At 61.9% G+C, this 19,784-nt stretch carries 18 protein-coding genes and 1 tRNA gene; 13 read left to right on the top strand and 6 right to left on the bottom strand.

Going from position 1 to position 19,784, the window contains the following annotated elements; translation table 11 throughout:
* The first annotated feature begins 41 nt into the window (after positions 1–41).
* Positions 42–812, top strand: a complete 771-nt coding sequence (locus ACK2VC_RS06955; RefSeq protein WP_486732878.1) for a DUF3047 domain-containing protein — start codon at positions 42–44, stop codon at positions 810–812.
* Positions 813–921: 109 nt separating this feature from the next.
* On the opposite strand, the gene ACK2VC_RS06950 is transcribed toward ACK2VC_RS06955, so the two are convergent.
* Positions 922–998: transfer RNA gene (locus ACK2VC_RS06950), tRNA-Pro, on the bottom strand.
* A 37-nt stretch (positions 999–1,035) separates the two neighbouring features.
* Complete coding sequence (locus ACK2VC_RS06945) at positions 1,036–1,965, bottom strand: polyprenyl synthetase family protein (RefSeq protein ID WP_486733187.1); 930 nt, start codon at positions 1,963–1,965, stop codon at positions 1,036–1,038.
* A gap of 315 nt (positions 1,966–2,280) precedes the next feature.
* Between ACK2VC_RS06945 and rplU the strand changes: the two genes are divergently transcribed.
* From rplU to proB, 4 genes are all read left to right on the top strand, one after another.
* Positions 2,281–2,592, top strand: coding sequence for a 50S ribosomal protein L21 (rplU, locus tag ACK2VC_RS06940; protein WP_486732877.1), 312 nt, complete (start codon positions 2,281–2,283; stop codon positions 2,590–2,592).
* A gap of 37 nt (positions 2,593–2,629) precedes the next feature.
* On the top strand, positions 2,630–2,887 hold the full coding sequence (gene rpmA / locus ACK2VC_RS06935) for a 50S ribosomal protein L27 (RefSeq protein WP_486732876.1): 258 nt from the start codon (positions 2,630–2,632) through the stop codon (positions 2,885–2,887).
* Between the two features lie 92 nt (positions 2,888–2,979).
* Positions 2,980–4,089 (top strand): GTPase ObgE, encoded by a 1,110-nt coding sequence (gene obgE, locus ACK2VC_RS06930; RefSeq protein WP_486732875.1) that lies wholly within the window; start codon positions 2,980–2,982, stop codon positions 4,087–4,089.
* Positions 4,090–4,144: 55 nt separating this feature from the next.
* A complete protein-coding gene (gene proB / locus ACK2VC_RS06925) occupies positions 4,145–5,263 on the top strand; it encodes a glutamate 5-kinase (RefSeq protein WP_486732874.1) in 1,119 nt (372 codons plus the stop codon).
* Positions 5,264–5,378: 115 nt separating this feature from the next.
* On the opposite strand, the gene ACK2VC_RS06920 is transcribed toward proB, so the two are convergent.
* Together ACK2VC_RS06920 and ACK2VC_RS06915 are read right to left on the bottom strand one after the other, a co-directional pair.
* Complete coding sequence (locus ACK2VC_RS06920) at positions 5,379–5,909, bottom strand: CNP1-like family protein (protein ID WP_486732873.1); 531 nt, start codon at positions 5,907–5,909, stop codon at positions 5,379–5,381.
* 53 nt (positions 5,910–5,962) lie between these two features.
* A complete protein-coding gene (locus ACK2VC_RS06915) occupies positions 5,963–6,538 on the bottom strand; it encodes an RNA pyrophosphohydrolase (RefSeq protein ID WP_486732872.1) in 576 nt (191 codons plus the stop codon).
* Positions 6,539–6,752: 214 nt separating this feature from the next.
* Here ACK2VC_RS06915 and ACK2VC_RS06910 point away from each other — a divergent pair, with 214 nt between their 5' ends.
* On the top strand, positions 6,753–8,486 hold the full coding sequence (locus ACK2VC_RS06910; protein WP_486732871.1) for a proline--tRNA ligase: 1,734 nt from the start codon (positions 6,753–6,755) through the stop codon (positions 8,484–8,486).
* Positions 8,487–8,620: 134 nt separating this feature from the next.
* Positions 8,621–9,226, top strand: a complete 606-nt coding sequence (locus ACK2VC_RS06905) for a lytic transglycosylase domain-containing protein (protein ID WP_486732870.1) — start codon at positions 8,621–8,623, stop codon at positions 9,224–9,226.
* Between the two features lie 78 nt (positions 9,227–9,304).
* Here the strand turns inward: ACK2VC_RS06905 and ACK2VC_RS06900 are convergent, their stop codons facing one another.
* Together ACK2VC_RS06900 and ffh are read right to left on the bottom strand one after the other, a co-directional pair.
* Positions 9,305–9,730, bottom strand: coding sequence for an SWIB/MDM2 domain-containing protein (locus tag ACK2VC_RS06900; protein ID WP_486732869.1), 426 nt, complete (start codon positions 9,728–9,730; stop codon positions 9,305–9,307).
* 270 nt (positions 9,731–10,000) lie between these two features.
* A complete protein-coding gene (gene ffh, locus ACK2VC_RS06895; protein ID WP_486732868.1) occupies positions 10,001–11,368 on the bottom strand; it encodes a signal recognition particle protein in 1,368 nt (455 codons plus the stop codon).
* Positions 11,369–11,577: 209 nt separating this feature from the next.
* On the opposite strand from ffh, the gene ACK2VC_RS06890 reads away from it, so the two are divergent.
* The 6 genes from ACK2VC_RS06890 to ACK2VC_RS06865 all read left to right on the top strand — a co-directional run bounded on the left by ACK2VC_RS06890 (position 11,578) and on the right by ACK2VC_RS06865 (position 19,696).
* Positions 11,578–12,387 carry a cytochrome C assembly family protein gene (locus ACK2VC_RS06890; RefSeq protein WP_486732867.1) on the top strand — a complete coding sequence of 270 codons (810 nt, stop codon included), beginning with the start codon at positions 11,578–11,580 and terminating at the stop codon, positions 12,385–12,387.
* Positions 12,384–12,635: a PP0621 family protein gene (locus tag ACK2VC_RS06885; protein ID WP_486732866.1), complete on the top strand. Its 252-nt coding sequence runs from the start codon at positions 12,384–12,386 to the stop codon at positions 12,633–12,635. The genes ACK2VC_RS06890 and ACK2VC_RS06885 overlap by 4 nt, the downstream gene beginning before the upstream one ends.
* Before the next feature lie 60 nt (positions 12,636–12,695).
* Positions 12,696–14,342, top strand: a complete 1,647-nt coding sequence (locus ACK2VC_RS06880) for a two-component system sensor histidine kinase NtrB (RefSeq protein WP_486732865.1) — start codon at positions 12,696–12,698, stop codon at positions 14,340–14,342.
* A gap of 27 nt (positions 14,343–14,369) precedes the next feature.
* Entirely contained in the window at positions 14,370–15,815 is a 1,446-nt protein-coding gene (locus ACK2VC_RS06875; RefSeq protein ID WP_486732864.1) for a sigma-54-dependent transcriptional regulator, read from the top strand.
* 2 nt (positions 15,816–15,817) lie between these two features.
* The gene (gene ampD, locus ACK2VC_RS06870) at positions 15,818–16,438 is read left to right on the top strand and encodes a 1,6-anhydro-N-acetylmuramyl-L-alanine amidase AmpD (RefSeq protein ID WP_486732863.1); all 621 of its coding nucleotides are present in this window, start codon (positions 15,818–15,820) and stop codon (positions 16,436–16,438) included.
* 426 nt (positions 16,439–16,864) lie between these two features.
* On the top strand, positions 16,865–19,696 hold the full coding sequence (locus ACK2VC_RS06865; RefSeq protein WP_486732862.1) for a ribonucleoside-diphosphate reductase subunit alpha: 2,832 nt from the start codon (positions 16,865–16,867) through the stop codon (positions 19,694–19,696).
* Positions 19,697–19,784 lie beyond the last annotated feature (88 nt).

Here is a 19,784-nt window from a genome sequence, read left to right as displayed (position 1 = left end):
CCGGCCGCGGCAAGGCGGGGCCGGCTATTTTGCAGGGCGAGATGCAACGACTGTCTTTGGTTTTTCTGCTGCTGACGCTTGCCGTTGGCGGTTGCGCAATACACCCCGAGTCCGCGCGGCATGAGGCGGCCGCGCCGCCAGCCGAAGCGGATCAGGCACTCGGGCCGTTTTCCGCTCACCGGCCGGGCCCCTTGCCGCACGCCTGGCAGCCGCTGATCATTACCCGCAGCAAGAAGCCGACCCAATATCAGTTGGTGGCCGATACCGGGAAAACCATCCTGCATGCGCATGCGGCGGCTTCGGCTTCGCTTCTGATGCACGCGCTCGATCTCGACCCGAATCGGCGCCCCTGGCTCGAATGGAAATGGAAAGTCGATCGCCACATCAAGGGCGCGGACAACCGCTATCGCGATACGGAAGATTCGCCGGTGCGCATTGTCCTGGCGTTTGACGGCGACAAGGGGAACCTGCCGTTCGCCGAGCAGGTCCTGTTTGAAACCGGCCGGCTGGTAACGGGCCGCGAACTGCCATATGCAACGCTGATGTACATCTGGGAAAAGAAGGCGCCGGTCGGCAGCGTGATTGCGCATGCCCGTACCAGCCAGCTGAAAATGGTGGTGGCGGCCAGCGGATCGGACGGCCTTGGTCAGTGGCGCCAGTTGTCGCGCAATTTCGTCGACGATTACCAGCGCGCCTTCGGCGAAAAACCGGGGCGGCTGATCGGGGTCGGCGTCATGAGCGATACCGACAATACCGGGGACACGGTGGATGCGTGGTATGGCGATATCCGGCTGCTGCAGCAACAGCGGTAGGCGACGTACTTGGCTGTGGAATCGGGACGGCGTTCGTGGCGCGAAACAGGAGAATCGCAGCGCCGTTTGAATTGAATTGCTTGTGGACCCTTGATTTCCGTCGGAAATCTGGTCGGGGTGAGAGGATTCGAACCTCCGGCCTCTACGTCCCGAACGTAGCGCTCTACCAGGCTAAGCTACACCCCGCCGGCAGCGGTGTCGCCATGCGATGAGTGATGTTCGCTCAATGATTGCGGCCTACTGCGAAAGCGCATAATTTTATCAAAGAATCCTTGAATTGGCTATTTGGGAGTGCGGAAATTGTATCAGCCGCCTGTTGCGCCGATTTTTCGGTGGCGCGTCGGGTGTAATCGAGCGCGCCAGAGGAGGTGATGGCGGCCAGGACTTGATCGAAGTGCTGCTCGTCGCCGTTCTCGATGCAGGCGCGCACCAGTTCGCGCTGGGCCTGGCTGCCATGTTGCATCAGGTAGATCAACGGCAGGGTCGGCTTGCCCTCGCGCAGATCGTCGCCGACATTCTTGCCAATATCGGTGGCATTGCCGGAATAATCCAGAACGTCGTCGATCAACTGAAACGCGGTGCCGAGCGAACGGCCATATCCGGCGGCGGCCTCGATCTGGGGTTCGGCGGCTCCAGCCAGCAGCGCGCCAAGTTGGGCCGCCGCTTCGAACAGCTTCGCGGTTTTGGATCGGATCACCTGCAGATACTGCTCTTCGGTGACGTCGGCGTTATGCATGTTCAGCAACTGCTGTACTTCACCTTCGGCGATGACATTGGTGGCGTCGGCCACGATTTCCATCACGCGCGGATTGCGCAGCGCGACCATCATCTGAAACGCGCGCGAATACAGAAAATCGCCCACCAGCACCGATGCCGCGTTGCCGAACAAGGCATTGGCGGTCTTACGGCCACGCCGCATCGACGATTCGTCCACCACGTCGTCGTGCAGCAGGGTCGCGGTATGGATAAATTCGATCACGGCGGCCAACTCGTGATGCGCGCTGCCGCGATAGCCGTGCGCATTGGCGATCAAGATGACCAGCGCCGGGCGCATGCGCTTGCCGCCGGCGCTGATGATGTATTCGGCGATCTGCTTGACCAGCGGCACCTCGGAATGCAGGCGGGCGCGGATGACGCGGTTGACGGCATCCATGTCGGCGGCGATCGATTCCGCGATGGGGTTCTGGTCGGTGTGGGGTAGGGCGGCAGACAAGGCGAACCTGCAAAAGATCATGAGTGCAAGATTATACGATGACAAGCGCAGAGCCTAGCGGGCCAATTTGATAGCTTGCCGGCGTTGGGCGGTGCCCGGCCCACGCCGGGCGAATCGACTCCCGGGTACTGTGGGTTGGTGAGGATTTTGACCGCGATATCCGATTTATGTATAATTTGGGGTTCTCTTGATTTCGCTCGTAGATTTGGTGTTTCTCGAGAAACAACGTTTTTCAATCATTTGATGAGGTTTCACATGTACGCGGTCATAAAAACCGGTGGCAAACAATACAAGGTTGCTGCTGGCGAAAAACTCAAAATAGAACAGATACCGGCAGACATTGGCTCCCAAATCACCATTGACCAAGTGCTCGCAGTGGGCGCGGGCGACACCATCAAGTTTGGTGCGCCGCTGGTTGAAGGTGCCACGGTGCTGGCTACGGTATTGGCGCATGGGCGCCACGATAAGGTCAAAATTTTCAAGATGCGCCGTCGCAAGCACTACCAGAAGCACCAGGGCCATCGCCAGAATTACACCGAATTGCAAATCGTCTCGATCAACGGCTAAGCGCCGGTCGGGCTAACCAGATACCAAGGAGTCAGAAATGGCACACAAAAAAGGCGGCGGCACAACGCGCAATGGTCGCGATTCCGAGTCGAAGCGACTGGGCGTCAAGGTCTACGGCGGCCAAAGCATCAACGCCGGCGGCATCATCATCCGCCAGCGCGGCACCAAGACGCATCCCGGCGAAAACGTCGGCATGGGCAAGGATCACACCCTGTTTGCGCTGATCACCGGCAAGGTGCAGTTCGTGGTCAAGGGCCCGGCCCAGCGCCAGTACGTGACCGTGGTACCCGCCTAAGCGACCGCTGCGGCAATCAATGTAAGGCGCAAGCCTTCAATCGAAAGGCTCTGCCGAAAAATGGTGGAGCCTTTTTAGTTTATGGCGGCTACATGAAGTTTATCGACGAAGCAAAAATCGAGGTCATTGCCGGCAATGGCGGCAATGGCGTCGCCTCCTTCTGTCGCGAAAAATTCAGGCCGTTTGGTGGGCCGGATGGCGGCGACGGCGGCAGTGGCGGCAGCATCTGGGCGCAGGCCGACCGCAACATCAACACGCTGGTGGATTACCGTTTTTCCAAGCTGCACAAGGCAAAGAACGGCGAAAACGGGCGCGGCGCCGATTGCTACGGCAAGGGCGCGGACGACATCGTGCTGCGCATGCCGGTCGGCACCCAGATTATCGACATCAACAGCGGCGAGCTGCTGGCCGACCTCACCGAGCACGGCCAGAAGGTGCTACTGGCCAAGGGCGGCGAGGGCGGCTGGGGCAACATCCATTTCAAGTCGTCGACCAACCGCGCGCCGCGCCAGAAAAGCGACGGCAAGGAAGGCGAACGGCGCGAACTGAAGCTGGAGTTGAAAGTGCTGGCCGACGTCGGCCTCCTCGGCCAGCCGAATGCCGGCAAGTCGACTTTCATCACGGCAGTCTCCAACGCCCGGCCGAAGATCGCCGACTACCCGTTTACCACGCTGCACCCGAATCTCGGGGTGGTGCGCGTCGGCCACGAAAAGAGCTTCGTGATCGCCGATATTCCGGGCCTGATCGAAGGCGCGGCCGATGGCGCCGGGCTCGGCGTGCAGTTTTTGCGGCACCTGCAGCGTACCGGCCTGTTGCTGCACATCGTCGATCTGGCGCCATTCGAGGAGAGCGCCGATCCGGTGGCGCAGGCCAAGGCGATCGTCAAGGAACTCAAGAAATACGACCAGGCGCTGTACGAAAAGCCGCGCTGGCTGGTCTTGAACAAGCTGGACATGGTGCCCGAGGCCGAGCGCAAGGCGCGCGTCAAGGATTTCATCAAGCGTTTTGGCTGGAAGGGGCGCACCTTCGAAATCTCGGCCTTGACGCGCGAAGGCTGCGCCGAACTGATCACCGAAATCGACGCCTATCTGGCCGAAAAGCGCCAGCAGGAGCATCGTGCCGAAGAAACGCAGATGACCGAAGAGGCGCGCGGGATCGGTTCGATCGATCCGGACGATCCGCGCTTCAAGATCATCGAATAACCATCCTGAAACTGCCGGATGGCCCCGCTGCGGCGCCGGCGCTGCCAATAAAAACATGAGCTCGGTCATACAAAACGCCAAACGCCTGATCGTCAAGGTCGGTTCGTCGCTGGTTACCAACGAGGGCCGCGGCCTGGATCATGCGGCGATCGCCAAATGGGCCGGGCAAATCGCGCAGCTGCGCGCGCTTGGCAAGGAAGTGGTGCTGGTCAGTTCCGGCGCGATCGCCGAGGGCATGCTGCGGCTCGGTTTCGACAAGCGTCCGACCGGCGTGCATGAACTGCAGGCCTGCGCCGCAGTCGGCCAGATGGGGCTGGCGCAAATCTACGAAAGCAGCTTCGGTGCCCACCAGTTGCGCACCGCGCAAGTGCTATTGACGCACGCCGACCTGACCCACCGCGAACGCTACCTGAACGCGCGTTCGACGCTATTTACGCTGCTGGAATTCGGCGTGGTGCCGATCATCAACGAGAACGATACGGTGGTCACCGACGAAATCAAGTTCGGCGACAACGACACGCTGGGGGCGCTGGTCACCAACCTGATCGAGGGCGATGCACTGATCATCCTGACCGACCAGAAAGGCTTGTATACCGCCGATCCGCGCACCCATGCGGATGCACGATTCGTCGACCACGCGACCGCCGGCGACCCAACCCTGGAGGCGATGGCCGGCGGCGCCGGCAGCGGCATCGCGCGCGGCGGCATGCTGACCAAGATCCTGGCGGCGCGCCGCGCCGCGGCCTCCGGCGCCCATACCGTGATCGCCTGGGGGCGGGAAGAAGACGTGCTGACCAGGCTGGCAGCGGGCGAGAACATCGGCACTGAACTGCGCGCCAACATGGCGCAACTGACGGCGCGCAAGCAGTGGATGGCGGATCACCTGCATACCGCCGGCCGCCTGACGCTGGATGCCGGCGCGGTGCAAAAGCTGGTCGCCGAAGGCAAATCGCTGCTGGCGATCGGGGTGCTGGCAGTGCACGGCGAATTCGGCCGCGGCGACGTCGTGACTTGCGTCGACCAGGCCGGGCGCACCATCGCGCGCGGCATCAGCAACTATGCCAGCCCGGATGCGCGCCGCATCATGCGCCGGCCTTCCAGTGAAATCCTGAACATCCTGGGATTCGTCGAGGAGCCGGAACTGATTCACCGCGACAACCTGGTGTTGCTCTAGCGGGGCGCCGAAAACCCTGGATCAGCAATATACTCCTGGATGAAAACGCCAATTCCGGGCCTGCATCTGTCATTTTTGACGCATACCCCGTTATTTTGTTGGAGGGGCGCCGGCCTCATTGCCCGGGGCTGTCGCTCAACGGACGCTGGTGGCGGATGCGCTCCAGCATCTGTTCGGCGCTGCCGGCCACCGTCAGTCCGTCGCAGAAATAATCCTTGAACAGTACCGCGTGTTGGCGATTGGCGGCGTTGCGCATGATGCGCTGCCACTGATCGTTGCGCGAGCGTGACCAGCTGCCGTCCGCATGGCCGAAGGCATACAGCTTTCTTTCAAACGAGGCGCAGCGGATGCCTTCGTAGCTGACGTTGCGGGCGCCGGCCGGGCTGGTGGCGACCAGCGTGTAGCGGATCACGCCATCGCTGCCCACGGTCAGGGACTTGGCGTCGATCGCGAAGCGCTGGGTGGCGTTGCCGCTGACCTCGAACGGCAGCAGGTTGGTCGCCGCCGGCGGCGCCGGCAACTGGATGGCGATTTCCTGCCACGGCTTGTTTTCGTCGTCGAACTCCTCGTCGAAGGTCGATTGCGCGTGACAAAGGCCGGTGCTTGCCGCCAGCAGTGCCAGCACGGCGCGCGCATATCGAATCATGCTTACGGGGCGCCGGGAGCGGGTTGATGACTGGGGGGCGGACGGGTTGGCAATCATTCGTCATTCTCGGTTTTGATGGCGGCGGCTTGGCTTTCGCCGCGCGCACCGTGCGCCTGGCGCAGATAACGCGCGGCGTGGTGTTGTTTGTATTGCGGCGGCCGGGTCAGGAAGCGCGACAGTTCCTGCAGCGCGCGCTGATAGACGTCGCGCTTGAATTCGATGACGACGTCTAGCGGCACCCAGTAGTCGTGCCAGCGCCAGGCGTCGAATTCGGGATGATCGGTACCGCGCAGGTTGACGTCGCAGTCGCGCCCGGTCATGCGCAGCAGGAACCAGATCTGCTTCTGGCCGCGGTACTGGCCGCGCACCTCGCGCTTGATGAAGTGATCGGGAACCTCATAGCGCAGCCAGTCGCGGGTGCGACCGATGATCCTGACGTGGTGTGCCCGCAGGCCAATTTCCTCTTCCAGTTCGCGGAACATGGCCTGCTCCGGCGTTTCGCCGTACTTGATCCCGCCTTGCGGGAATTGCCACGAATGTTCGCGCACTCGCTTGCCCCACCACACTTCATTTTGCGCGTTGAGCAAGATGATGCCGACGTTAGGGCGGAAGCCTTCACGGTCCAGCATGTTTGCACCTCAAAACTTTCTGCGGCTGAGGTCACCTAGCGATACAAATTCGGCAAGTGCACCGTGGCGGCGCACCTGCTGTTCCAGGTCATGGGAGGCCCGATTTGAGTTGGAACATCAACCAATTGTATGAAGAGTGGTCGCATCAGCCAGCTAATCCTTTAAAATTGGATTGATTATAACCCCCACCATTTTTAAAAAAGAATTCCTCGTCATGCGTGCCTCCCGATTTTTTATTGCCACCCTCAAAGAAGCGCCGTCCGATGCGGAAATCGTCAGCCACAAGCTGATGATGCGCGCCGGCATGATCAAGCGCCTGGGTTCCGGCATCTATACCTACATGCCGATGGGCCTGCGCGTGATCCGCAAGGTGGAAGCGATCGTGCGCGAGGAGATGAACCGCTCCGGCGCGATCGAGTTGCTGATGCCGGTGGTGCAGCCAGCCGAGCTGTGGCAGGAAACCGGGCGCTGGCAGAAATATGGCCCGGAACTGATGCGGGTGAAAGACCGGCACAACCGCGATTACGTGATTCAGCCGACTTCGGAAGAAGTAATCACCGACATCGCGCGCACCGAAATCAAGTCCTACCGCCAGTTGCCGCTGAATTTTTACCATATCCAGACCAAGTTCCGCGACGAGCGTCGGCCGCGCTTCGGGCTGATGCGCGGGCGCGAATTCACGATGAAGGATGCCTATTCGTTCGACCGCGACGCCGAAGGCCTGAAGCTGTCGTACCAGGTCATGTATGACGCCTATGTGCGCATTTTCAGCCGTTTCGGCCTGCAGTTTCGCGCGGTCGCGGCCGACAACGGCGCCATCGGCGGCTCCGGGTCGCACGAGTTCCACGTGATCGCCGATACCGGCGAGGACGCGCTGGTGTATTGCCCCGATTCCGAATACGCCGCCAACATGGAGGCGGCCGAGGCGCTGCCGTTGCTGGCCGAGCGCGCGGCGCCGACGCAGGCGCTGGAAAAAACCCCGACCCCGGGCAAGGCGAGGTGCCAGGATGTCGCCGCTCTGCTGAATTTGCCGCTGCAACAAACCTTGAAATCGATCGTGCTGACGGTGGAAGACGAGACGGCCGGGCCGCAGAACAAGGAAATCTGGCTGCTGCTGTTGCGCGGCGACCATGAACTGAACGAAATCAAGGCCGCCAAGATACCGGGGCTGGCCAATTACCGCTTCGCCAACGAAGCCGAAATCGTCGAGTGGTTCGGCACGCCGCCGGGCTATCTGGGGCCGCTCAATCCGAAAAAGCCGATCAAGGTGGTAGCCGACTGCACGGTCGCCAACATGAGCGATTTCGTGTGCGGCGCCAACCAGGTGGATTACCACTACACCGGCGTCAACTGGGGGCGCGACCTGCCGCTGCCGCAGGTGTTCGACATCCGCAACGTGGTGGCCGGCGATCCGTCGCCGGACGGCCAGGGCGTGCTGGCGATCCAGCGCGGGATCGAAGTCGGGCACGTGTTCCAGCTCGGTACCCGCTATTCGGAAGACATGGGCGCCACCTATCTGGACGAGAACGGCAAGCCGCAATTGATGCAGATGGGTTGCTACGGCATCGGTATCACGCGCATCCTGGGGGCGGCGATCGAGCAGAACTTCGATGCACGCGGCATCATCTGGCCGGCCGCGATTGCGCCATTTGCCGTAGTGCTGTGCCCGATCGGCTACGAACGCAGCGCCGCCGTCAAGGATGAAGCCGAGCGCCTGTATGCTGCGCTGCAGGCGGCTGGCATCGACGTCATCCTCGACGACCGCGGCGAACGGCCGGGCGCGATGCTGGCCGACTGGGAGCTGATTGGCGTGCCACATCGGGTGGTGATCGGCGAGCGGGGCTTGAAAGATGGCCAGCTCGAATATCAGGGGCGGCGCGACGCCGCGGCAAGTGCGGTGCCAATCGCCCAAATCGTCGAAGTCCTGCAGGCCAAGCTGGCGGCTTGACGCCGCATACCTGCATGGGTATTCTTTGAGTCGGTCCTGATGTTGGCCGACTTGAGGGGATTTATGGCCATACTCCCTGTTTCCTATATTCTCTTGCGGCCTGCGCGCGGCGCGTGCGTGCAAGGTGCACCGGCATGATGCGGGCCTTGCTGCCGATGCTGTGCGGCGCACTGCTGGCAGCCGGCGCCGTGCATGCCGGCAACCAAAAGGAGGAGGCGCTGGCCGATTCGGTCCGAATCGCGCTGTCGCAGGCAATCAGCGATGCCGCTCCACCCAAGCCGCATTTTGCCGATATCGGCGAGCGGATCGGGTACTTGTACTGGCGCGGCGAGATGTCGGAGCGCCTGAAAAAGAAACTGCCGGATGCGCAGATGAGGCACGATTTCCTGGGCGCGGTCTGGTATGAGGCGACCCGCGCCGGGCTCGATCCGGCGCTGGTGCTGGGGCTGATCCAGGTCGAGTCGGCGTTCCGCAAGTACGCGATTTCGCAAGTCGGCGCCCATGGCTACATGCAGGTAATGCCGTTCTGGACGCGCGTGATCGGCGACGCCGACCGCAGCAAGCTGTTCCACATGCAAACCAATTTGCGCTACGGCTGCTCGATCCTGCGCATGTACATCGACATGGAAGGCGGCAACCTGTTCCTGGCGCTGGGACGCTACAACGGTAGCCGCGGCCGGCCCGAATACCCGAACGCGGTATTGCGGGCCTGGAAAAACTGGGAATACAAGCCTTTGTAACCAGCCCCCAGGCAAACAAAAACGCCCGCATGCGCGGGCGTTTTTGTTTGGCACAAGTGGTTTGGCAACCACCAGCGATCAGGACAAGTGGGCGGACACCAGTTTGGTCATCTCGAACATCGACACTTGCTTTTTGCCGCCAAAGACAGCTTTCAATTTGTCGTCTGCATCAATATTGCGCTTGTTGGCTTCGTTCTGCAGCTTGTGCTTCTTGATGTATTCCCAGATTTTCTTGGTTACTTCGGTCCGCGGCAGCGGCGTGGAGCCGACGACGGCGGCCAGCACGGGCGACGGCGTCATCGCTTTCATGAAGGCTGCGTTTGGTTTGCGCGCGGTCGCCGGTTTGGCGGCTGCGGTCTTTTTGACTGCAGGTTTTGCCGCGGCCTTTGCTGGCGCCGCCTTCTTGGCGGGCGCGGCTTTCTTGGCGGGGGCGGCCTTCACCGCCGCCGGTTTTTTCGCGGCCGCTGCTGGTTTCTTCGCAGCGGGTTTTTTTGCTGTTGCCATCGTTCACCCTCCTTCGCACATGTGTTGGGAATATGCGTCATTCACGCATCGCTAATAGTGGTGCGCTTTCCCCGGCGATGCAAGTATTTTTTGAGCAATTTTGCGCTGTTTTCAGTAGGGCGCGGCAGGGCCCGGATTGCGCGGAAAAGGTGGATATTGGGGATTTGCGGCACATCGTGCCCGAAGCGCTTGCCGTAAATTCGGCTCAGGCGCCGCTTCGGCGTCCCTGACCGCTTCACAAGCCTGAGTCGAAAATGTGGCCGGTGGTGCTCAATGCATGCCGGGCAGTGCGCCTTTCATGCCCCGCATCATCTTCATCAAGCCGCCGCCCTTGAGCTTTTTCATCATCGCCTGCATCTGCTCGAACTGTGACAGCATGCGGTTGACTTCCTGTACCTGAACTCCGGCGCCGGCGGCGATCCGGCGTTTGCGCGAAGCCTTGATCAGTTCCGGTTTGGCCCGTTCGGCCGGCGTCATCGAGTTGATGATGCCTTCCATGCGGCGCACCTGCTTTTCGGCCTGATCCATATTGGCGTTGCTGGCGGCTTGCTGGAATTGCGCCGGCAACTTGTCCATCAGCGACGCCATGCCCCCCATTTTCTTCATCTGGCCAAGTTGCGCCTTGAAATCGTTCAGGTCGAATTTCCCGCCGACCTTGAGTTTCTTCGCCAGCTCGGCTGCGGCCGCAGTATCGACGCCCTTTTTGGCTTCCTCGACCAGCGCCAGGATGTCGCCCATGCCGAGAATCCGGTTCGCCATGCGCTGCGGATCAAACGCTTCCAGTCCGTCCAGTTTCTCGGCGACGCCGGCAAACTTGATCGGCTTGCCGGTGATGTGCCGCACCGACAGCGCGGCGCCGCCGCGGGCATCGCCGTCCAGCTTAGTCAGCACGATCCCGGTCAGCGGCAGTGCATCGTTAAAGGCCTTGGCGGTGTTGATCGCATCCTGGCCCAGCATGGCATCGATCACGAACAGGGTTTCAATCGGTTTCACCGCTTTGTGCAGCGCGCTGATTTCCTGCATCATCGCTTCATCGATGCCGAGCCGGCCGGCGGTGTCGACGATCAGAACGTCGTGGTAATGCTTCTTGGCATAGTCCAGCGCCGCCAGCGCGATGGCGACCGGCTGGTCGCTCGGCGTCGACGGGAAAAAATCGGCGCCGACCTGGGCGGTGACGGTCTGCAACTGGCCGATGGCCGCCGGCCGGTAGACGTCGGCCGAGACCGTCAACACCTTTTTCTTTTTCTGTTCACGCAGGTATTTGGCCAGCTTGCCGGCGGTGGTGGTCTTGCCTGCGCCCTGCAGGCCGGCCAGCAGGATCACGGCCGGCGGCTGGGTGGCGAAATTCAGTTGTGCGGCTTCCGGGCCCAGATCGGCGCCCATGATGGCCGCCAGTTCGCGCTGCACCACGCCCACCAGCGCCTGGCCGGGGGAGAGCGAACCGATCACTTCCTCGCCCAGCGCCTTTTCTTTGACCTTGGCGATGAATTCGCGCACCGCCGGCAGCGCAACGTCGGCTTCCAGCAGCGCCAGCCGCACTTCGCGCAGCATCTCGGCGGTATTGGATTCGGTCAGGCGCGCTTCGCCGCGCATGGTCTTGACGGCTTTGGCGAGGCGTTGAGTCAGGTTATCGAGCATGGAGGCAGGGTCGGGAAATAAAGGGGAGGCAGGCCGGAACAAGCGGCGCCAGCGCGGCGTAAACCAAGTTCATTTTAACCGATGCAACCGGCGTCGCGGCATTGCCGAGCCCGCAGCGCACAGGCTGCTGGGGACCGGTTTTTGTCGCTGCTGCTGCCGTCTGACATAGTGTAAACTCGGAAACTGCCCATTCTCTGCCGACTTCTGTAATGCTCACTCCTTTTTTTGTCCTGGCGGCCGTCCTGTATGCGGTTTGTGCGTTCTTGCCGCCGCGCCATCGTGGCATGATTTCAGTTGGCACCGTGGCCGCCTGGCTGCTGCATGGCGGGGCCTTGTGGGCGGACATGCTGACCGCGGATACGCTGCGCATCGGCTTTGCCGTGATGCTGTCCGCCACCCTGTGGGTGTCGGTGGCCACCTATTGGCTGGAAAACCGCAACCTCACTCTGGATAGCCTGCGCGTGCTGGTGCTGCCTTGCGCGGCACTGGCGGTGCTGCTGCCGGCGCTGTTCCCCGGCACTGTGGTGTCGCTGCAGGGGCGCTCGCCGCTGTTTTCCTGGCACATTGCAATTTCCATCCTGGCCTACAGCACGCTGACGATCGCGGCGTTTCACGCGGTCCTGATGGCCTTGCAGGAATCCCGGCTGCATACCCGCACCGGGCTGACTGCCGGCGGCTGGCTCGGCGCTGCGATCGATCGGCTGCCAGCCTTGTTGAGGATGGAAAAACTGCTGTTTCGCCTGATCGGATTCGGATTCGCGCTACTGACCCTGACCCTGCTGTCGGGCGTGGTGTTTTCCGAACAACTGTTCGGCATCCCGTTCAAGTGGGATCACAAGAACATTTTCAGCATCCTGTCGTGGGCCTTGTTCGGCCTGCTGCTGGCAGGCCGTAAATGGCGCGGCTGGCGCGGCCGCACTGCGCTCAGTTTTACCCTGACCGGGTTCGCCACCTTGCTGCTGGCTTACGTCGGCAGCCGTTTCGTGCTGGAAGTGATATTGCACCGGAGCGTGATATGAAATTCCTGCTGTGGGTGGCGATCATCGCCATCCTGGTCATGTGGTTGATGCGGGGCAAGAAATCGTCTGCCAACCATGCATCTACGGACCATCCGCGCCGGCCAAGCGCCAGCGCGCCGAAAAATGCAGAGTCGATGTTGCAATGCGCGCATTGCGGGATTCATATCCCGGCTTCGGAAGCCGTGCACGATTCCGCCGGCACCGTGTTTTGCAGTGACGCCCATCGCCTGCAGCATGTCCCAGACTAGCGTATGACGGGCACCGCGCACACCTCTGCGCTTCGGCATCGCGAAACCTTCTGGCGTACATTGCAGACGTTTAGTGCCACACGCATCGTCATCGCCGTGGTTCTGCTGGCTTACCTGAGCGCCAATAGCAAGAAGGATTTCTGGGCCAGCGAGGCCTTCTTCTATCGCGAGATCTGTTTCGTCTATCTGGTGCTGGCGTTTGGGTTTGCCATCCTGGCGCTGTACTGGCGCCGGCGGTTGGTGCTGCACCTGGTATCGCAAGTGGCGCTCGACATCGTCGTGATTTCGGTGCTGTACGTGGCGGCCGGGGGCGCCAAGAGCGGGCTCGCCATCCTCTACCTGTTTCCGCTGGCGGGCGCGGCAATCCTGGCGGCGCTGCCGCTGGCCTTGTTTTTTGTATCGGTGGTGACCTTGACGCTGCTGGCGGAAAGCGGCTACCAACTGCTACAGGCGGCGTCCGATGCTTCGACCACGCAAGCCGGCCTGTACGGCGCCGCCTTTTTTGCCGCGGTAACAATGATCAACCAGCTGGCGGCGCGCCTGATCAAGCAGGAAACGCTGGCCACCGAGCGCGGTCAGGACTTGCGTGTGCAGCAGGCGATCAACCGCCTGGTGATTGCCGATATGGGCGACGGCATCCTGGTGCTGGGTGCCGATGGCGCGATCTTTACCGCCAATCCGGCAGCCGAGCGCATGCTGGGCGTTGGTCTGGCGGTCGGCCCCCAGCTCCAGCGGCTGAAGAATATCCCGAATCTGATGCCGATCGCCCGGGCGTTTGCCGATTGGCAAGCGCGGGACGCCGAGCCCGGCCTGCAGAGCGATGCGCCGGTATTCGTAGTGATCAAGCCCTGTAGCGAGCCAACGCTGCAGGGCGCAACCACGGTCTGGCGGCGGCACCGCGAATTGAGTATCCACCTGAAGCTGCGTTTTGCGCGGGTCGAAACGGACCGGCTCGCACAGCGGCGCACGGTGATATTCCTGCAGGACGTAACCGAGATCGAGAATCAGGCACAGCAGTTGAAGCTGGCTTCGATGGGACGCCTGACCGCCAGCATTGCGCATGAAGTGCGCAACCCGTTGTCCGCCATCGCGCATGCCGCGACCCTGCTGGAGGAAGACCTCACCGGCTCGGCAGAGCGCCGGTTGTTGCGTATCGTGGGCGACAATGTGGCGCGTCTGAACCGGATGATCGAAGACATCCTGAAACTGTCGCGCAAGGCACAGCACCATGGCGAGCCGATCCCGCTGGCGCCGGTCCTGGAACAGATGCTGGAGGAATTCGATGGGACGTATGCGCCGGCGACGGGTATCATCCGCCTGGATGGCATACAGAGCAGCGAGGTCTGGTTCGATCCCTTGCATTTGCGTGAAGTCCTGGTGAATTTGCTGAGCAACGCGCTGCGCTATGCCAGCCGGCGGCCCGGCAGCATCCGCGTGTTCTCGGTTTCGCATCCCGCCGGTCACCTCGAACTGCACGTGCAAGACGATGGCCCGTCGATCACGCCGGACATTCGCGCGCACCTGTTCGAGCCGTTTTACACGACCTCCAGCAAGGGCACCGGCCTGGGGCTCTACCTGGCGCGGGAACTGTGCTTGAATAACGGTGCGGTACTGGATTATGAATATCGCCTGGGCGACGGCAGCGACAGGCCGGACCAGGCAAGCGGCCGTTTTGTAATTACCTTTGCGGCGTCGGCGCCAGCCTGACGGTTCGCGTTTCCTGAAAAATATTCGATGACAGCACCCCGCGTTCTGGTGATTGACGATGAAGCCGACCTGTGCGAGCTGCTCGAGATCACGCTGGTCAAGATGGGACTGGATGTCGACACGGCCGGTTCGCTCGAGGCCGCACGGCGCTGCCTGCAGCAAACCGATTACGCCTTGGTTTTGACCGATATGCGCCTGCCGGACGGGCTGGGCATCGAGCTGATTGGCGAAGTGAGTAGCGGCGGCAAGCATACGCCGATCGCGGTCATCACCGCTTTTGGCAGCGCAGACAACGCGGTCGCGGCCTTGAAGGCGGGCGCCTTCGATTACCTGGCCAAGCCGGTGGCACTCGACCAGTTGCGGCGCATGGTGCAGTCTGCACTGCGCGTGCACCGAACGGCACCAAGCCGGGAGCAGGCGGTGGATTGGCAGGAGGCAACGCTCCGTTCGCGCCTGATCGGCGATTCGGAGGCGATGCGCGCGGTGCGCGGCCAGATTGTCCGCCTGGCGCGCAGCATGGCGCCAGTGGCGATTCGTGGCGAATCGGGCAGCGGCAAGGAACTGGCGGCGCGCGATATCCATGCCCACAGTCCGCGTGCCGACAAACCTTTTGTCGCCGTCAACTGTGGCGCCATCCCCGAGGCGTTGATGGAGGCCGAATTTTTCGGTTACCGCAAAGGGGCATTCACCGGCGCGGTGGAAGACCGGGATGGGTTTTTCCAAGCCGCCAACGGCGGCACCCTGCTGCTGGATGAGGTGGCTGATCTGCCGCTGGCGATGCAAGTCAAGCTGTTGCGCGCCATTCAGGAACGGCGCGTGCGCAAGGTCGGCGCCACCATGGAGGAACCGGTCGACGTGCGCCTGATCAGCGCCACGCACCAGAATCTCGAGTCTTGCGTCGAACGCGGGAAATTCCGACAGGACCTGTACTACCGCCTGAACGTGATCGAACTGCGGCTGCCGCCGCTGCGCGAGCGGCGCGACGATATCGACCGACTGGCGGCGGCGATCCTGGGCCGCCTGGCGGCGCCCGGTTGCGAGGCCGTTCTGGCGCCGGCGGCCATCGAGGCTTTGCGCGCCTATGCGTTTCCGGGCAACGTGCGCGAACTTGAAAACATCCTGGAACGCGCGCTGGCATTCGCCAACCATGGCGTGATCGAAGTGGTCGATCTGGCGCTCAAGGCGCCGGCGCAGCCGGTAGCCGATGCCATAGCGGCCGCCGAGAGCAGGTTGATGTCGGTCGTGCCGCCACCGCAGCCTTCACCGGCGTTCGATTCCGAGGCGTCGGACGCGCTGGCGCCCGCACTGCCGTGTTCGCTGCCGGCGCATCTGGACGAAGTGGAGCGCGAGATCATCCGGCGTGCACTGGCCAGAACCCGATTCAACCGAACCCAGGCGGCGGAATTGCTTGGTATCAGTTTTCGCCAATTGCGCTATCGCATGCAGCGGCTGTCGATTCGCGAGCGTGATTGACGATGAATGACAGTGGCGCGGCCAGCCGTGATCTCGAGATCGGTGCCGATGGCTGGTGCCGCCCCGCGCTGCATCTGCGTTCGCCGAATTGCGATCGCCGTCCCGATGCGGCCGCGGTCGATCTGCTGGTGATCCATAACATCAGCCTGCCGCCGGGCCAATTTGGCGGTCCCTATATTGCCGATCTATTCTGCAACCGGCTTGATCGTGCGGCCGATCCATATTTCGAGCAGATCCATACCCTGCGCGTATCCGCGCATTTCCTGATCCGCCGCGATGGTGCGTTGTGGCAGTTCGTCTCGACTGATGAGCGCGCCTGGCATGCCGGCGTTTCGACGTTTGGCGGGCGCAACGCGTGCAACGATTTTTCAATCGGTGTGGAGATGGAAGGCACCGATTTCGAGCCATTTACTGCGCAGCAATACGCGACGCTGGCGATGCTGACGCAGGCTCTGTGCCAGCGCTATCCGCTTGCCGCCGTGGCCGGGCATGAACATGTCGCGCCCGGACGCAAGACGGACCCCGGCCCTTTCTTTGACTGGCGCCACTATCGCATCCTGCTGGCCAATTCCGCCTGCGCGGCAGCGCAGGGTTCGCTGCCGCGTTTTCCGCAGGAAACCTGAGGCCGCGCTGCCGGCCTCCTGTCATTGAAAAAAATCATCACGCTTTCGGCTTGCGTCCACCCGCATTGGGCACTAGAATTAGTGCCGTTCTCAATCGGATCACTAGATGTAGTATTTGATTGGAATCTTTCCTGAAATCGCCTGCCTTTCTTATCGTATCGGCTGCCTGGCGTGACTGGCGAAATGGACGGACGTTCCACTCGAGTTTGGTCAGCCCTTGTTTTTTACGTTTGTGATGCGCCCGGCATTCCGGGCCACAGCAGTGACTGCAATGTCACTGCAATATTCGCGCGGACGCCGCAGCATCGGGCGCTCCGCTAATAACGACCGGCGGCAGTCAGGCTGCCGCCAACGATAGTCCGAGGAGATTCAATGCACCCTATCGCTCAAGACATTTCCGTGAACTCCGGCAACGAATCAGGCGCGATGCCCGCTTTTCCGGCATTCGCCGCCACCGCTGCCAATCCGTCGCCGAACCTGGTCGATTACCGGATCATTCGCCGTAACGGCGCTGTGGTCGGTTTCGAACCGTCCAAGATTTCGATTGCGATGACCAAGGCATTCCTGGCCGTGAGTGGCGGTCAGGGCGCCGCCTCGGCGCGGGTGCGTGAACTGGTTGAGCGTCTGACCGCCAGCGTGGTGGCGGCGCTGGTGCGCCGTCAGCCGGCCGGTGGCACGTTCCACATCGAGGATGTCCAGGATCAGGTCGAGTTGTCGCTGATGCGTTCGGGCGAGCACGACGTGGCGCGCGCCTATGTCCTGTATCGCGCCAAGCGCATGGAACAGCGGGCGCAGCACCAGGCCGCCGCGCCTGCGGCTGGCAAGCCGCAATTGCACGTGATCGAGGATGGTCAACGCCGTCCGTTGGAAATGTCGCGCGTACGCGACCTGATCGGTGCCGCCTGCACCGGACTGGAACAGCACGTGGACGCCGAGGCGATCCAGACCGAGACCGTCAAGAACCTGTATGACGGCATCCCGGTTGAGGAGCTGCACAAGTCGGCGATCCTGGCCGCGCGCGCGCTGATGGAAAAGGACCCAGCTTACAGCCAGGTGACGGCGCGCCTGCTGCTGCACACCATCCGCAAGGAAGTATTCGGGCAGGAAGTGGCGCAGCAGGATGCGGCGACCCACTACGTTGAATATTTTCCGAAATTCATTAAACGCGGCACCGAGGCCGAGCGCCTGGATCTGCGCCTGGCCGAGTTCGACTTGCCGCGGCTGGCCAAGGCCCTGGTCCCGGAACGCGACCTGCAGTTCAGCTACCTGGGGTTGCAGACGCTGTACGACCGCTATTTTTTGCACGTTGATGGGGTCCGCATCGAGATGCCGCAGGCGTTCTATATGCGGGTGGCAATGGGCCTGGCGCTGAACGAGATCGACCGCGAAGCGCGCGCGATTGAATTCTATAACCTGCTGTCCTCGTTCGATTTCATGAGCTCGACGCCGACCCTGTTCAATTCCGGCACCCAGCGCTCGCAATTGTCGTCCTGTTACCTGACCACGGTGTCGGACGACCTGGACGGGATTTACGAGGCGGTCAAGGAGAATGCGCTGCTGGCCAAATATGCCGGTGGGTTGGGCAATGACTGGACGCCGGTACGGGCGCTCGGAGCCCACATCAAGGGCACCAATGGCAAATCGCAGGGCGTGGTGCCGTTCCTGAAAGTGGTCAACGACACCGCCGTCGCGGTCAACCAGGGCGGCAAGCGCAAAGGCGCGGTGTGTGCCTACCTGGAAACCTGGCACCTGGACATCGAGGAATTCCTCGACCTGCGCAAGAATACCGGCGACGATCGCCGCCGCACGCATGACATGAACACGGCCAATTGGATCCCCGACCTGTTCATGAAGCGCGTGATGGAGAAGGGGGACTGGACACTATTCTCGCCGTCCGACGTGCCGGACCTGCACGATAAGGTGGGGCGCGCGTTCGAGGCGGCGTACACCGGCTATGAAGCGAAAGCGGCCAGCGGTGAGCTGAAGCTGTTCAAGAAAATCCCGGCGCTCGACCTGTGGCGCAAGATGCTGTCGATGCTGTTCGAGACCGGCCATCCGTGGATCACCTTCAAGGACCCGTGCAACATCCGTTCTCCGCAGCAGCACGTCGGCGTCGTGCACAGCTCCAACCTATGCACCGAGATCACGCTCAATACCAACGATTCCGAAATCGCGGTCTGCAACCTCGGATCGGTCAATCTTCCGGCGCACATCAAGGACGGCCAGATCGATCAGGCCAAGCTGCAGAAAACCATCCGCACCGCGATGCGCATGCTGGATAACGTGATCGACATCAATTACTACGCAGTGAAAAAGGCGCGCGATTCGAACCTGCGCCATCGTCCGGTCGGCCTCGGCATCATGGGCTTCCAGGATTGCCTGCATATGCTGCGCCTGCCATACGCCTCGATGGCCGCGGTCGAATTTGCCGACCGCTCGATGGAAGCGGTGTGCTATTACGCCTACTGGGCTTCGACCGAACTGGCCGAAGAGCGCGGCCGTTACAGCTCGTACCGCGGTTCGCTGTGGGATCGCGGTATCCTGCCGCAGGATACGCTGAAGCTGCTGGCTGAGGAACGCGGCGGCTATCTGGAAGTCGACACCTCGGAAACAATGGACTGGCCGGCACTGCGCGCGCGCATCCGCGAGTTCGGCATGCGCAACTCGAATTGCGTGGCAATCGCGCCGACTGCGACCATCTCCAACATCATCGGCGTCTCGGCCTGCATCGAGCCGACCTATCAAAACCTGTATGTGAAGTCGAATCTGTCGGGCGAGTTTACCGAAATCAACGAATACCTGGTACGCGACCTGAAGGCGCGCAGCTTGTGGGATGAGGTGATGATTTCGGACCTGAAGTTCTTCGATGGCAGCCTGGCTCGCATCGACCGCATTCCGCCAGATTTGCGCGACATATACGCCACCGCCTTCGAAGTGGAGCCGACCTGGCTGGTGGAAGCCGGCGCACGCCGTCAGAAGTGGATTGACCAGGCGCAATCACTGAACATCTATATGGCCGGTGCCTCCGGCAAGAAGCTGGACGAAACCTACAAGCTGGCTTGGCTGCGCGGTCTGAAGACGACCTACTACCTGCGCAGCACTAGTGCCACGCATACGGAAAAATCTACCTCCAGGACCGGTGCTCTGAACGCGGTCAAGGTGACTGGCGGCGCTGGCAACGACCAGGAGTTGGCGGGGCCTGCATGCACGATGCGCCCGGGCGATCCCGGCTTCGAGGAATGCGAGGCGTGCCAGTAAAAAAACCAATGTACTGCATATCGGTCGGTCTGGAAGCGTTGCCGGGCTGATCGCGGGCCAACCGGACGGCTGCCGCCGTTCATGCGGC

The organism is Herbaspirillum sp. WTB6 (assembly GCF_057457785.1).
This window is presented reverse-complemented; position numbering and strand designations above follow the sequence as displayed.